This window comes from Janibacter sp. LM (assembly GCF_039631275.1).
Lineage (GTDB): Bacteria > Actinomycetota > Actinomycetes > Actinomycetales > Dermatophilaceae > Janibacter > Janibacter terrae.
This window is the reverse complement of sequence record NZ_JBDIVG010000018.1, coordinates 61564-75762: the sequence shown is the minus strand read 5'-3', so window position 1 is coordinate 75762 and position 14199 is coordinate 61564. Positions and strand designations below refer to the sequence as shown.

Here is a 14199-nt window from a genome sequence, read left to right as displayed (position 1 = left end):
AATTCATCGATAAATCAACCGCTAACGTTGATCTAAACGAAAATCAACCTCTGCGGTTGATGAGGGGTTCCGTTCGTAGGTCACGAAGTCGAAGCCCTCTCGCGCCTCGCGCCGCGCCTCGTGCCACGCCGTGGGGTCGACCTCGGGGAAGAAGACCTCGGCGTCGGGCGCGGCGTCGATCTCGGTCAGCTCCAGCCGCGAGGCCAGGGCGATGGTCTGGCGGTAGATCTCGCCGCCCCCGACGACGAAGACCTCTCCGGGGCCGCCCGCGACGAGGGCCTCGGCGAGCGAGTGGACGACGACGGCGCCGGGGGCCGACCAAGCGGGGTCGGAGGTGACGACGATCGTCGTGCGCCCGGGCAGCGCGCGCCCGATGGAGTCCCAGGTGCGCCGGCCCATGATCATCACCCCGCCCATGGTCAGGGCCTTGAAGTGCGCGAGGTCCTCGGGCAGGTGCCACGGCATGCCGCCGTCGACGCCGATGGCACGGTTGGCGCCGAGCGCGGCGACGAGGACGAGCCGTTGGTCGTGGCCCAGCTCGACGAAGGGGGGCGGCCCCCCGTCACGCAGCCCCTCCAGCACGACCCGCTCGTGCGGCACGACCCGCGCCGGCAGCCCGGCCAGGGGCCACCACCGCAGGTCCGCCGCCTTGTCCGGCTCCCGCAACGTCGGCTCGCCGACCCAGTCGGTGACGTGGAAGAAGAAGTCGGCGCGCTGCTCGAGACGTCCCGCCAGCGTCGAGCGCTGCACGGTGGTGAGCGGCGACGCCGTGACGACCCGCACGCCGAGCTCCTCGTCGACCTCGCGGGCGAGCGCCTCGCTGGGCGGTGCGACGTCCTCGACGTGGCCGGCGGCGCCGCACGCCCACCAGCCGTCCATGAAGCCGGTGCCCCGGCGCAGCTGCAGCAGCACCTCGGTGCCGGAGGCGCCCTCGCGGGTCATCACCGCGTACGAGGCGGCGACGAGCGGCACGCGGCCACGCAGGTCCTCGGGGACGGGGCGGGGCCGGCTCATACGGCGATCGGCGCCTTGATGCTCGGGGCGGCCTCGTAGCCGACGAGCGTGAAATCCTCGATCTCGTAGGCGTCGATCGAGTCGCGGTGGGCGATCTCCATCCTCGGCAGCGGGCCGGGGGAGCGGGTCAGCTGCAGGTCGGCCTGCTCGAGGTGGTTGAGGTAGAGGTGCGCGTCACCGAGGGTGTGCACGAGCTCACCCGGCTCCATGTCGACCTGCTGGGCGACCATCATCGTCAGCAGCGCGTACGAGGCGATGTTGAACGGGACACCGAGGAAGACGTCGGCGCTGCGCTGGTAGAGCTGGCAGGACAAGGTGGGCCTGCCCCCTTCGCTCGCCGGCGTGACGTAGAACTGGAACATCGTGTGGCAGGGCGGCAGCGCCATGTCCCCGACCTCGGCGACGTTCCACGCGGACACGATGTGCCGCCGGCTGTCGGGGTTGGTGCGCAGGCCCTCGATGACCCCGGCGATCTGGTCGATGCTCGAACCGTCGGGTGCGGGCCACGAGCGCCACTGGTGCCCGTAGACGGGACCGAGGTCGCCCTGCTCGTCGGCCCACTCGTCCCAGATGCTGATGCCGCGCTCCTGCAGCCAGTGCACGTTGGTGTCGCCCCGCAGGAACCACAGCAGCTCGCCGATGATCGAGCGCAGGTGCAGCTTCTTGGTCGTGAGCACCGGGAAGCCCGCGGCCAGGTCGAAGCGCATCTGGTGGCCGAAGACGCTGCGGGTCCCCGTGCCGGTGCGGTCGGACTTGTCGACCCCGTGGTCGCGGACGTGCTCGAGGAGGTCGAGGTACTGGCGCATGGCGCCACGATAGACGTCCCCACCGACGGCTACCCTGAGACGCATGACGACTTCCCCCTTCGGCCGGGTGATCACCGCGATGGTGACCCCGATGACCCCAGACGGCGCGGTGGACACGAAGGGTGTCACCGACCTCGTCGAGCACCTCGTCGCCACCGGACACGACGGTGTCGTCGTCAACGGCACGACCGGCGAGTCGCCGACCCTCAGCTCCGCCGAGAGCATCGCGATGGTCGAGACCGTCAAGGAGGCCGCCGGTGACCGGTTGGCCGTGACCGCCGGGGTCGGCTCCAACAACACGGCGCACGCCATCGAGATGTCGCAGGCCGCGACCCGCGCCGGCGCCGACGCCCTGCTGGTCGTCTCGCCGTACTACAACAAGCCGACGCAGGCGGGCCTGCTCGCCCACACCCGCGCGATCGCCGACGCGGCGCAGCTGCCGATCATGCTGTACGACATCCCGGGGCGCACCGCGACCCCCTTCGCAGTGGACACGCTCATCGCGCTCGCCGACCACGAGCGGATCCTCGCCGTCAAGGACGCCAAGGGCGACCTCTGGGCCTCCTCCGAGGTCATGGCCACGACCGACCTGCTGTGGTTCTCCGGTGCCGACGAGGTCAACCTCGCGCACCTCGCCCAGGGCGCCCACGGCGTCGTCTCCGTCGTCGGCCACGTCGCGGGGCGCGAGTACCGGGCGATGGTCGAGGCCGTCGACGCCGGTGACCTCGCCGCCGCCCGCGCGATCCACCACCGCCTCATCCCCGTGACCAACGCGATCATGTCCACCTCGCAGGGCGCGATCATGGCCAAGGCCGCCCTCGTCGAGCTCGGCGTCATCGAGCACGCGAGCGTGCGCCTGCCCTACGTCGAGGGGCCGGACGAGCACCTCGACATCCTGCGCAAGGGTCTGGCCGCCTCCGGGATCGGGGCAGCATGAGCCACCCGCACCCCGACCTGCTGCTGCCGCCCGCCCTCGCCCCGGGCGCGCTGCGCATCATCCCGCTCGGCGGCCTCGGTGAGGTCGGACGCAACATGGCGGTCATCGAGCACGAGGGCCAGCTGCTCGTCATCGACTGCGGCGTCCTCTTCCCCGAGGACCACCAGCCCGGCGTCGACCTGATCCTTCCGGACTTCGAGTACATCCTCGACCGGCTCGACGACGTGCAGGCCATCGTCCTCACGCACGGCCACGAGGACCACATCGGCGCTGTGCCCTACCTGCTCAAGCACAAGCCCGACATCCCGCTCGTCGGCTCGACGCTCACGCTGGCCCTCGTCGAGGCCAAGCTCAAGGAGCACCGGATCAAGCCCTGGACCCTCGGGGTCAAGGAGGGCGGGCGCGAGTCCTTCGGCGTCTTCGACTGCGAGTTCATCGCCGTCAACCACTCGATCCCCGACGCGCTCGCGGTCTTCGTGCGCACCGGGGGCGGCACGGTCCTGCACACCGGTGACTTCAAGATGGACCAGCTGCCGCTGGACCGTCGCCTCACGGACCTGCGGGCCTTCGCCCGCGTCGGTGAGGAGGGCGTCGACCTCTTCATGACCGACTCGACCAACGCCGAGGTGCCGGGCTTCACCACGCCCGAGCGCGAGATCGGTCCCGCGATCGACACCGTCTTCCACAAGGCGCAGCGCCGGATCATCGTCGCCTGCTTCTCCAGCCACGTGCACCGCGTCCAGCAGGTGCTCGACGCCGCCGAGCGCAACGGCCGCAAGGTCGCCATGGTCGGTCGCTCGATGGTGCGCAACATGGGCATCGCTGCGGACCTGGGGTACCTGCACGTGCCCGACCGCGTGCTCGTCGACGTCAAGAAGCTCGACAACTACCCGGACAACGAGGTCGTCCTGATCTGCACGGGCAGCCAGGGCGAGCCGATGGCGGCCCTGTCGCGCATGGCCAACCGCGACCACCGCATCGACGTGGGCGACGGGGACACCGTGCTGCTCGCCTCGAGCCTCATCCCCGGCAACGAGAACGCCGTGTACCGCGTCATCAACGGCCTCATGCGCCTGGGTGCCGACGTCGTGCACAAGGGCAACGCCAAGGTGCACGTGTCCGGTCACGCGAGCGCCGGTGAGCTGCTCTACTGCTACAACATCGTCAAGCCGCGCAATGTCATGCCGGTCCACGGCGAGTGGCGCCACCTCGTGGCCAACGCCGAGCTGGCGATCCAGACCGGGGTCGACCCCGACCACGTCGTGCTCGCCGAGGACGGTGTCGTCATCGACCTCGTCGACGGCCGCGCCCGCATCGCCGGCGCCGTGCCCTGTGGGTACGTCTACGTCGACGGCTCGAGCGTCGGCGGCACCACCGAGGAGCTGCTCAAGGACCGCCGCATCCTGCGCGACGAGGGGTTCATCTCGGTCATGGTCGTCGTCGACTCCTCGACCGGCAAGGTCATCGCCGGCCCCGAGATCACCGCCCGCGGCTTCGCCGAGGACGACGAGATCTTCACCCAGGTCAAGCCCAAGATCATCGCCGCGCTCGACGAGGCGACCAGGAAGGGCACGACCGACACCCACCAGCTGCAGCAGGTCGTGCGCCGCGCCGTCGGTGGCTGGGTCGGCGGCAAGATCCGTCGCCGCCCGATGATCATCCCGGTGGTCGTGGCGGCCTAGGAGACGGTGCCCCGCGCGTCCCAGGATTCTCGGGTGACCCGATAAACCTCGCCTTCGCAAGAGTTTCAGACTCTTGCGAAGGCGAGGTTTCTCTTGCTGAGCGAAGGGGGACTGCCGGGTCCCCCCTTCGACCTCACCCGAGGAGGGTCAGAGGGCGCGAAGGGCGCCGAGGAGCCGGTCGATGTGCGCCGGGGTGGTGCCGAGGCCCGCGCTGATCCGCACCGCGGTGTCCTGCTCGTGCTCGGAGAGCAGGTCGTCGACGAGCAGGTGCGCGCAGAACTTGCCGTCGCGCACACCGATGCCGTGGTCGTCGCCGAGGATGCGCGCGACCTCGCTGCTGTCGTGGCCGTCGACCGTGATCGCCGCGACGGGGGCGCCCTCTCCACCGCCGAAGAGCGTGTGGACGCGCACACCCTCGATCCCGGCCAGACCGCTCAGCAGTCGGATGCGCAGGGCCTGCTCGTGGTCGATGATCGCCCGCTCGCGCTCGGCGATGATCTCGCAGGCCCTCGCCAGGGCAATCGCGCCGAGGACGTTGGGGGAGCCGGCCTCGTGCCGGGCCGGACCGCAGGTCCACTCTGTCGTGTCGAGACCGACGCGGGCGGTGGCGCCGCCACCGGCGAGGTAGGGGTCGGCGGCGTCGAGCCAGTCGCTGCGGCCGACGAGCACCCCGGCGCCGAACGGGGCGTAGATCTTGTGGCCGGAGAAGGCGACCCAGTCGATCCCGAGGGCAGCGATGTCGACCCGACGGTGCGGCGCGACCTGGGCGGCGTCGAGGGCGAAGCGGGCGTCGTGCTCGCGGGCGACCGCGGCCAGGCGCTCGATCGGCCAGTGCTCGCCCGTGACGTTGGACGCGCCCGTGGCGACGACGAGGCGGTGCTCTGCGGGGTGGTTGCGCAGGGCCTGCTCGAGGAGCTCGACGGCCTCGTCGCGGCTGTGCGGCACGGGCAGCCGCAGCGCGTCGCCCCACGGGAGGAGGGCCGCGTGGTGCTCGGAGGCGAAGACGAAGACCTTCGTGCCCGCCGGCAGCGCCCGGGCCAGCAGGTTGAAGGAGTCGGTCGTGTTGCGGGTGAAGACGACCTGGTCGTCCTCACGCGCCCCGACGAAGTCGGCGACGCTCTCGCGAGCCTGCTCGTAGCGCGAGCTGGTCACCCGGGAGGCGAAGCCGGCACCGCGGTGAACGGACGAGTAGGTCACCGCGGCGGTGGCGACCTCCTGCGCGACGGCCTCGAAGGCCGGGGTCGTCGCCCCGTGGTCGAGGTGCGCGTACTCGACGGTCGAGCCGTCGCGGTCGCGGTAGGTCAGGCCCTCGGAGACGAGGCGGGGGAGGTCGGTCGAGGTCTGCTGCACGTGGGACACGGTCATGGGGATGCTCCTGGTCCGTCAGGGACCCGGGTGTCGACCACGAGTCCGCGCTTGCCGGGCGACAATGGCGTCGCCGGCCAGGTCGTCACCCGGAGCACCCCACCGCGGAGGAGGGTTGCCGACCAGCTAGCCGGGGCTTGTCGCTGGTACTCGTGACCTTGCGGATGACCATATCGGACACCGGTGGGTCCGTGTCGAGAGGAGGCGAGGCGCATCTCGCCACCTGGGACGTCAGCCGAGGGCGACGGCGATGACCGCTCCGGCGACGAGGTAGGGACCGAAGGCGAGGTGCGTCCCCCGGTCGGCCCGGCGCGCGAGCAGCAGTGCGAGAGCGGCGAGTCCACCGATGACGAAGCCCACCCAGACCCCCACGACGAGGTGCGTCCAGCCGAGCCAGGCGAGCGTCGGCGCGATCGAGACCATGAGCTTGGCGTCGCCCATCCCGATCGAGCGGCCGAAGAGGAGGAAAGCGAGCGCGAGCGTCCCGCCCCCGACGAGCAGGGCCGCGAGCCCGGCCCGCTGCAACGCCTCCCACTCGCCGGTCGCGGCGGAGGCGAAGGTGAGCAGCACGGCCTGCACGGGGACCAGGGGCAGGGTGATCGCGTTGGGCAGGCGGTGGACGTCGGCGTCCACCGCGGCGAGGACGAGGCCGGCGAGGGCCAGCGAGAGCGGTGCCGCGAGCACCGGCCACGGCAGGTCGGAGAGCCCGCGGGCGATCGCCCACCCGACGGAGGGGGCGACCGGCAGGACCCACAGGTGTCGGGGGAGGGGACCCCCTTCGTCCTCCCGCCGGTACGTCCCGGTGCGCAGCCAGAGGTACCCGACCACGCCGCCGACGAGCGCCAGGAGGGCGACGATGAGGGTGCGTGCGTCCACGGCGGCGACGCTACTCGGCGGGTGGCGGGGCCGCTCCCCGATCTCCACAGGTTGCCGTTGTTGCGCGTGTGACGCGTGTGTCGGGCGGGGCTTTCGCCTAACCTGCGGAACATGGCCACTCGTCCGTCGACCTCCTCGCGCAGCACCAAGGGCGCCTCGTCGCGCCCCAAGGGCAGCACCCGTCCGTCGGGTCGCACGTCCGCTGCGAAGGGGAAGAAGACCGCCGCCCCGCGCAAGAAGGCCGCGTCCGGCGGGGGTCTCCCGCTGCCGCTGGCCGCGGTCCACAGGACGTGGGTGGGCGTCGCCCACGCCACCGGCGCCGGCGTGCGCCGGATCGGCACGAGTGCCGGCGAGATCGAGCCCGAGCACCGGCGCGACGGGTGGGGCTTCCTGGCCCTCGCGCTGGCCCTGGTCGTCGCGGTCCGCGAGTGGTGGGGCCTGTCGGGCGCCTTCGGTGACGTCGTGCACGCGGTCTTCGCGGGCACCTTCGGCCGGGTGGCCTACGCGCTGCCGATCGTCCTGCTGCTCCTCGGGGTCCGCCTGCTGCGCTCGGCCGGCGAGTCCGCGGCCGACGCTCGCCTGGGCTTCGGCACGGCGGGGCTGCTCTTCGCCGTCTCCGGCCTGACGCACGTCTCCAAGGACATCCCGCAGCCGCCGGACGGCGCCGGGCCCATGAGGGACGCGGGCGGCATCGTCGGCTTCCTCGCCGCGGACCCCCTGACCACGGCGGTCACGGAGTGGCCGGCCATCATCCTGCTGGTCCTCCTCGGCCTCTTCAGCCTCCTCCTGCTCACCGGCACCCCCCTGCACGAGGTGCCGCAGCGCTTGGCCTACGTCCGGGCCGCCTTCACCGGGGAGGTCCCCTCGCACGTCACCAGCGCCGACGTCGCGGCGAAGGGGGACGCTCCCCAGGCCGCGGTCGCGCGGGCCCGGCGTCGGCGCACCTTCGACGACGACGAGAACCTGGGCGAGCGCGACGGCGACACCGCCTTCGACCAGGCCGCGGTGGTCCAGCCCGCGGGGAAGGGACGCAAGCGCAAGGGCGCCGCCGCGCCCGTCGACGCGGTCGACGAGCCGGCCGCGGATGCCGCGGCCACCGACGGTCCCCGTCCGGGGGAGAAGCGGCCGACCAAGAACCCGGTCGTCGCGCCGATCAGGAGTGCGGACAAGCCGGCCCTGGAGCCGCCGCCCACGACCCAGCTGCCGCAGCGGGTCGAGCAGCTGGCCCTGGCCGGCGACGTCACCTACACGCTCCCGGACAGCCAGCACCTCAAGCCCGGCGCACCCCACAAGGAGCGCTCGGCGGCCAACGACAAGGTCGTCGAGTCCCTGACGAGCGTCCTCGACGAGTTCGGCATCGACGCGCAGGTCACCGGGTTCCACCGCGGCCCGACCGTTACCCGGTACGTCGTCGAGCTCGGCCCGGGCGTGAAGGTCGAGCGGGTCACCGCGCTGTCGAAGAACATCGCGTACGCGGTCGCCTCGGCCGACGTGCGCATCCTCAGCCCCATCCCGGGCAAGTCCGCCATCGGCATCGAGATCCCCAATGCCGACAAGGAGATGGTCTGCCTCGGCGACGTGCTGCGGTCCGACGTCGCCCGCAACAACGAGCACCCGATGGTCATGGGCGTCGGCAAGGACGTGGAGGGCGGCTACGTCATCGCCAACCTCGCGAAGATGCCGCACCTCCTCGTCGCCGGCGCCACCGGCTCCGGCAAGAGCTCCTTCGTCAACTCGATGATCACCTCGATCCTCATGCGGGCCACGCCCGACGAGGTGCGGATGGTGCTCGTCGACCCCAAGCGCGTGGAGCTGACGGCCTACGAGGGCATCCCGCACCTCATCACGCCGATCATCACCAACGCCAAGAAGGCGGCGGAGGCCCTGCAGTGGGTCGTGCGCGAGATGGACATGCGCTACGACGACCTCGCGACCTTCGGCTACAAGCACCTCGACGACTACAACAAGGCCGTCAGGGCCGGCAAGGTCGAGCCGATCCCCGGCAGCGAGCGGGTCATCCAGCCCTACCCCTACCTGCTGGTCATCGTCGACGAGCTCGCCGACCTGATGATGGTCGCCCCGCGCGACGTCGAGGACTCGATCGTGCGCATCACCCAGCTCGCGCGCGCGGCCGGCATCCACCTCGTGCTCGCGACCCAGCGACCCTCGGTCGACGTCGTCACCGGCCTCATCAAGGCCAACGTCCCCTCACGGATGGCCTTCGCCACCTCGTCGCTCGCCGACTCGCGCGTCGTGCTCGACCAGCCGGGCGCGGAGAAGCTGCTCGGGCAGGGTGACGCGCTCTTCCTGCCGATGGGCAAGTCCAAGCCGATGCGTGTCCAGGGCGCCTGGGTCACCGAGTCGGAGATCGAGGCCGTCGTCAGCCACGTGACCGGTCAGCTCAAGCCGACCTACCGCGAGGACGTCGCCCCCGAGACGCCCAAGAAGCAGATCGACGAGGACATCGGCGACGACCTCGACGTGCTGCTCCAGGCGACCGAGCTCGTCGTCACGAGCCAGTTCGGCTCGACCTCCATGCTCCAGCGCAAGCTGCGCGTCGGCTTCGCCAAGGCCGGTCGCCTCATGGACCTGCTCGAGTCGCGCGGCGTCGTCGGGCCGTCCGAGGGCTCCAAGGCCCGCGACGTGCTCATCACGCCCGAGGACCTGCCGACCACCCTCGCCCTGATGCGCGGCGAGGAGCCGCCGGCGTCCACCGGGGACGAGGGCGACCCCCACGACGACGAGGACGAGGCCGTCGTCGTCACCGAGGCCGAGGCCGCCGCCGGGGACACCGCGGTCATCGACGTGCGCGAGGGATCACCGGCTGCGCCGCACAACCGCTACCCGACGGACCCCATCGGTACCGAGGTCGTCGAGGAGTGGACCGAGGACGACGACGAGGACGCCTGGTCCCTCACCGACCGTCACTGACCGGCCGGCGCAGGAGCGGGGGCAGGATCAGCGGGCCGTCGGCGACGGGCGAGTCTAGGGTTGCCGCATGACGAAGGCCTGGTACGAGCTCGACAGCCGACCGACGGGTGCCCGGTACTGGGCCGCGGTGGTGCGCAAGCAGCCATCCGCTGTCCTCGTCGCGATCCAGCTGTTCGCGATCATCCTGCTGCCGTGGGTCGAGTCCGAACCCTGGGGACGCGTGGTCATCACGTCGTTGTCGCTGTTCGCGGTGACCTTCGGCATCTGGGTCGTGCGCTCCACCCCGGCCCTGACGTGGCTCGCGCTGCTGATCGGCTTTCCCGCCTTCGTCCTCGAGGTCTGGTCCGTCCTCGAACCTGCCGACCACGTCGTCGGCTTCACCGCGCACGCGCTCCTGGCGGTCTTCTACTTCTATGTCGCCTACGGCCTCGTCTCGTACATGTTCGCCGACACCTGGGTGACCAAGGACGAGCTCTTCGCCGTCGGGGCGGCCTTCACCGTGCTGCTCTTCGGCTTCGCCTACCTCTTCGTCGCAATCCAGACTCTGGCGCCCGGCTCCTTCACCGGTCACACCGGCGAGGGCCGCAAGACCTTCCTCGAGCTGCTCTACTTCTCCGGAGCCAACCTCACCAGTGTCGGGCTCTCGGATGTGGGCGCAGTCAAACCGCACGCCAGAGCGGCAGTGATCATCGAGCAGCTGAGCGGCGTGCTCTACGTCGCGATGGTCATCTCGCGTCTGGTCGCCCTAACCGTGATGCGGGCACGCAGCTGACGGTGTCCGTCGCCCTGCACCGAGCACCTAGAGTGGGGGGCATGTCCGTCCCCACCCGTAGCGTCGCCCTCGTCACCCTGGGGTGTACCCGTAACGACGTGGACTCCGAGGAGCTCGCCGGGCGCCTGTCGGCGGAGGGCTGGACCCTCGTCGACGACGCGGCCGAGGCCGACGTCGCCGTCGTCAACACGTGCGGGTTCATCGAGCAGGCCAAGAAGGACTCGATCGACGCGATCCTCGAGGCGAACGACCTGCGTGAGCACGGACGCACGCAGAAGGTCGTGGCGGTCGGCTGCCTCGCCGAGCGCTACGGCAAGGAGCTGGCGGACGAGCTGCCCGAGGCCGACGCGGTCCTCGGCTTCGACTCGTATGCCGACATGTCCAGCCACCTGCGAGCGGTCCTCGACGGGCACGCCCCCGAGGCCCATACCCCGGGCGACCGCCGCAGGCTGCTGCCGATCTCCCCGGTCGAGCGGGACGCGAGCGAGCTCTCCGTGCCGGGTCACGGCGCTGGTGACCTCCCGCGCGCCCGTCTCGACGACAAGCCGTGGGCGCCGCTGAAGATCGCCTCTGGCTGCGACCGGCGCTGCGCCTTCTGCGCCATCCCGGCCTTCCGCGGCGCCTTCGTCTCGCGCCGCCCGAGCGACGTCGTGGCCGAAGGGAGGTGGCTCGCCACCCAGGGCGTGCGTGAGCTCTTCCTCGTGAGCGAGAACTCCACGTCCTACGGCAAGGACCTCGGCGACCTCGACCTCCTCGAGCAGGTCCTGCCCGAGCTGACCACGATCGAGGGCATCGAGCGCGTCCGGGTGTCCTACCTGCAGCCCGCCGAGATCCGCCCCGGCCTGCTGCGGGCGATGGCGAGCACCGAGGGTGTGGTGCCGTGGTACGACATCTCCTTCCAGCACGCCTCCGGTCCGCTGCTGCGGCGGATGCGCCGCTTCGGTGACACCGACTCCTTCCTCGGCCTCATCGAGGGCATCCGTGAGCGCCAGCCCGAGGCCGGCATCCGCTCCAACGTCATCGTCGGGTTCCCCGGGGAGACCGAGGAGGACGTCGCCGAGCTCGAGCGCTTCCTCGTCGGGGCGCGGCTCGACGTGGTCGGGGTCTTCGGGTACTCCGACGAGGACGGCACCGAGGGCGAGCTGCTCACAGACAAGATCGACCCCGATGTCATCGCCACGCGGGTCGACCGCCTCACCCGGCTCGTGGAGGAGCTCACCGCGCAGCGTGCCGAGGAGCGCATCGGCCAGGTCGTCGAGGTGCTCGTCGAGGACGTCGACGAGGAGAGCGGTGAGGTGAGCGGCCGCGCCGCGCACCAGGGCCCCGACGTCGACGGCGTCACGCTGCTGACCGGTGCGCTCGAGGGTGTCGAGATCGGCGCCTTCGTCGCTGCCGAGGTGGTCGGCACCGAGGGCATCGACCTCGTCGCGGAGGTCCTGGCGTGAGCCAGGACCATCCCACCCCGGAGGCACCGGAGGGCATCTCGATGCCGATCCCGGAGCCGAGCCCGTGGAACCTCCCCAATGCGCTGACCGTCCTGCGGATCCTGCTCGTCCCCGTCTTCGTCTGGCTCGTGCTGCGTGACGGCGGCGACGACCCGGCGACGCGCTGGTGGGCCTGGGGCGTCTTCGCCGTCGCGATCATCACCGACCGCATCGACGGTGACCTGGCCCGGGCCAAGGGGCTGGTGACGACCTTCGGCAAGGTCGCCGACCCGATCGCCGACAAGGCACTGACGGGCGCCGGCCTCATCACGCTGTCGATGATCGGCGAGATCCCCTGGTGGATCACGGTCGTCATCATCGCCCGCGAGCTCGGCATCACGCTCCTGCGCTTCTGGGTCATCCGGCACGGGGTCATGCCGGCCAGCCGTGGCGGCAAGGTCAAGACCTTCCTCCAGGCACTGGCCATCGGGCTCTTCGTCATCCCGCTGAGCAGCCTGCCCGTCGAGTGGCTGTGGCGGGGGATCGCCTGGCTCATCCTCGTCGCCGCGCTCGTCGTGACGATCGCGACTGCGATCGACTACGTCATGAAGGCCCTGACCCTGCGGACCACGAGCGATCGCGCCCGGATGAAGCGCGCCCGTCGGGCCAGTGGCGGCCGCTGACGGCTCGCCGGCGGGTGCCGCCGGGCTGCTGGCCTCCCTTCGCGCCGTCGGGTGGTCCCTCGGCACCGCCGAGTCCCTGACGGGTGGTCGGCTCGCGGCGACGATCGTCGACGTCCCCGGGGCCTCCGCGGTCTTCCGCGGATCCGTCGTCGCCTACGACCCAGCGGTCAAGATCGAGGTCCTCGGCGTCGACCCCGAGCTGGTCGCCCGGGTCGGGACGGTCGACGAGGAGGTCGCGACGCAGATGGCGAAGGGGGCCGCCCGCGTCCTCGGCGTCGACGTCGCCATCGCGACGACCGGGGTCGCCGGCCCCGGGCCGAGCGAGGGACACCCCGCCGGGACGGTCTGGCTGGCGTGCCTGACCCCCGACGGATTACGGACGCGACGCCTGGCGTTGACGGGGGATCGGGACGCCGTGCGGTCCGGGGCGGTGGAGGCGGCACTGGACCTCGCCGTGCGGGACTCACCCTGACCGTTGTCGGGGTGGCGGGGTACGGTTGGAACCAGTAGATGCGAGGTAGGAGGTGAGCGCGATGGTGCTGCTGCGTGAGGAGCTCGGGGACGTGCTGCGCGATGCGCGCCGTGCCCAGGGCCGGACCCTGCGCGACATCTCCGCCAAGGCCTCCGTCTCCCTCGGCTACCTCAGCGAGATCGAGCGCGGGGAGAAGGAGGCGAGCTCGGAGCTGCTCGCCTCGATCTGCACCGCCCTCGAGATGCCGATGTCGCTCGTCTTCACCGAGATCGCCCAGCGGGCCGACCGCGCCGAGCGCGCCTCGGCTCCGGTGACCCTGCCGGTCGCCAACCGGTCCGAGGACGTCGTCTCCGCGGCCTGATCGGCTCGGCCTCAGGGCCGTGGCCGTCGGCGGGAGCCGAGCGGCCCCTGCGGTCGGCCGTCGTCCGTCGGCCCCACCCCTCCCTGGCACCCCGGGCAGGAGAAGAAGACCCGGTCCGGCCCCTGGCGCCCGAGAGGGGCGACCCGCACGGTCTGGCCGCAGCGTCGACAGGGGCGACCCGACCGTCCGTGCACCCACGCCCGCTGGTCGGCGCGCAGGATGCCGGTGGCCGACTGGACCGCGTGCTCCCGGCCGCGCAGCATGAGCTCGTGCAGGCGGGCGAGCAGGGCGGTGACCTCGTCGTCGCCCAGGTCCGCCGCCGGACGCCACGGGTGCAGCCGCTGGACGAAGAGCCCCTCGCTCGCCCAGAAGGTCCCCACGCCGGCGAGGACGCGCTGGTCGAGCAGCGCCGCGGCGACCGAGACCTGCTCCGGCTGCTCGCTGATCCGTCGGGCGACCAGGTCGGGGTCCCAGTCGTCCCCGAGGATGTCGGGTCCGAGGTGCCCGACGAGCCGGTGCTCCTCGTCACGCCGCACGACGTCGAGCTCACCGAGCCGCAGCCCGAGCGTCGTCCAGTCGTCGTTGCCGATGGCCGCGCGCAGGTCAGGGCGGCGAAGGGAGCGCCTCGCCGCCTCGGACCCCGCCGCCTCGACCCGCCAGGATCCCTCCATCCGCAGGTGCGTGTGCAGGGTCCAGCCCGAGTCGAAGCGGTGGAGCAGGTGCTTGCCCCGGGGCACGACCTCGTCGACGACCGCCCCGCGCAAGGGCGCCTCGTCGACCTCACCCCACCGGATGTCGACGAGCAGCGCGCGCCGGCCCGCGAGGGCAGCGTGCAGCCGCTGTGCCGTCCGCCAGACGGTGTCGCCCTCGGGCACG

At 71.6% G+C, this 14199-nt stretch carries 13 protein-coding genes and 1 riboswitch; of the genes, 8 read left to right on the top strand and 5 right to left on the bottom strand.

From position 1 onward, the window contains the following. Positions 1 to 21 precede the first annotated feature (21 nt). Positions 22 to 1014, bottom strand: a complete 993-nt coding sequence (locus ABC138_RS10950; protein ID WP_345913692.1) for a dihydrofolate reductase — start codon at positions 1012 to 1014, stop codon at positions 22 to 24. Next, the gene (locus tag ABC138_RS10945) at positions 1011 to 1820 is read right to left on the bottom strand and encodes a thymidylate synthase (protein WP_345913691.1); all 810 of its coding nucleotides are present in this window, start codon (positions 1818 to 1820) and stop codon (positions 1011 to 1013) included. Before ABC138_RS10945 ends, ABC138_RS10950 begins: the two co-directional genes overlap by 4 nt. Positions 1821 to 1863: 43 nt before the next feature. Here ABC138_RS10945 and dapA point away from each other — a divergent pair, with 43 nt between their 5' ends. Then, complete coding sequence (gene dapA / locus ABC138_RS10940) at positions 1864 to 2757, top strand: 4-hydroxy-tetrahydrodipicolinate synthase (protein ID WP_345913690.1); 894 nt, start codon at positions 1864 to 1866, stop codon at positions 2755 to 2757. Continuing rightward, on the top strand, positions 2754 to 4439 hold the full coding sequence (locus ABC138_RS10935; protein ID WP_345913688.1) for a ribonuclease J: 1686 nt from the start codon (positions 2754 to 2756) through the stop codon (positions 4437 to 4439). Before dapA ends, ABC138_RS10935 begins: the two co-directional genes overlap by 4 nt. Positions 4440 to 4586: 147 nt before the next feature. On the opposite strand, the gene ABC138_RS10930 is transcribed toward ABC138_RS10935, so the two are convergent. Beyond that, positions 4587 to 5804: an aminotransferase class V-fold PLP-dependent enzyme gene (locus ABC138_RS10930; protein ID WP_345913687.1), complete on the bottom strand. Its 1218-nt coding sequence runs from the start codon at positions 5802 to 5804 to the stop codon at positions 4587 to 4589. 42 nt (positions 5805 to 5846) lie between these two features. Further along, a riboswitch (SAM riboswitch) is annotated at positions 5847 to 5962 on the bottom strand. Between the two features lie 73 nt (positions 5963 to 6035). After that, positions 6036 to 6680, bottom strand: coding sequence for an A24 family peptidase (locus ABC138_RS10925; protein ID WP_338537881.1), 645 nt, complete (start codon positions 6678 to 6680; stop codon positions 6036 to 6038). Between the two features lie 111 nt (positions 6681 to 6791). Here ABC138_RS10925 and ABC138_RS10920 point away from each other — a divergent pair, with 111 nt between their 5' ends. The 6 genes from ABC138_RS10920 to ABC138_RS10895 all read left to right on the top strand — a co-directional run bounded on the left by ABC138_RS10920 (position 6792) and on the right by ABC138_RS10895 (position 13323). Next, on the top strand, positions 6792 to 9611 hold the full coding sequence (locus ABC138_RS10920) for a DNA translocase FtsK (RefSeq protein WP_345913686.1): 2820 nt from the start codon (positions 6792 to 6794) through the stop codon (positions 9609 to 9611). A 67-nt stretch (positions 9612 to 9678) separates the two neighbouring features. Continuing rightward, positions 9679 to 10383, top strand: coding sequence for an ion channel (locus ABC138_RS10915; protein WP_068322867.1), 705 nt, complete (start codon positions 9679 to 9681; stop codon positions 10381 to 10383). Between the two features lie 41 nt (positions 10384 to 10424). Continuing rightward, positions 10425 to 11828: a 30S ribosomal protein S12 methylthiotransferase RimO gene (gene rimO / locus ABC138_RS10910; RefSeq protein ID WP_068322870.1), complete on the top strand. Its 1404-nt coding sequence runs from the start codon at positions 10425 to 10427 to the stop codon at positions 11826 to 11828. A 41-nt stretch (positions 11829 to 11869) separates the two neighbouring features. Further along, positions 11870 to 12490, top strand: a complete 621-nt coding sequence (pgsA, locus tag ABC138_RS10905; RefSeq protein WP_068423645.1) for a CDP-diacylglycerol--glycerol-3-phosphate 3-phosphatidyltransferase — start codon at positions 11870 to 11872, stop codon at positions 12488 to 12490. Further along, on the top strand, positions 12477 to 12962 hold the full coding sequence (locus ABC138_RS10900; protein ID WP_068322872.1) for a CinA family protein: 486 nt from the start codon (positions 12477 to 12479) through the stop codon (positions 12960 to 12962). Before pgsA ends, ABC138_RS10900 begins: the two co-directional genes overlap by 14 nt. 61 nt (positions 12963 to 13023) lie before the next feature. Next, positions 13024 to 13323 (top strand): helix-turn-helix transcriptional regulator, encoded by a 300-nt coding sequence (locus ABC138_RS10895; RefSeq protein ID WP_068322875.1) that lies wholly within the window; start codon positions 13024 to 13026, stop codon positions 13321 to 13323. Between the two features lie 11 nt (positions 13324 to 13334). Here ABC138_RS10895 and ABC138_RS10890 read toward each other — a convergent pair whose 3' ends face one another. Further along, on the bottom strand, positions 13335 to 14198 hold the full coding sequence (locus ABC138_RS10890; protein WP_068322878.1) for a DNA-formamidopyrimidine glycosylase family protein: 864 nt from the start codon (positions 14196 to 14198) through the stop codon (positions 13335 to 13337). Between the last annotated feature and the right edge of the window lies 1 nt (position 14199).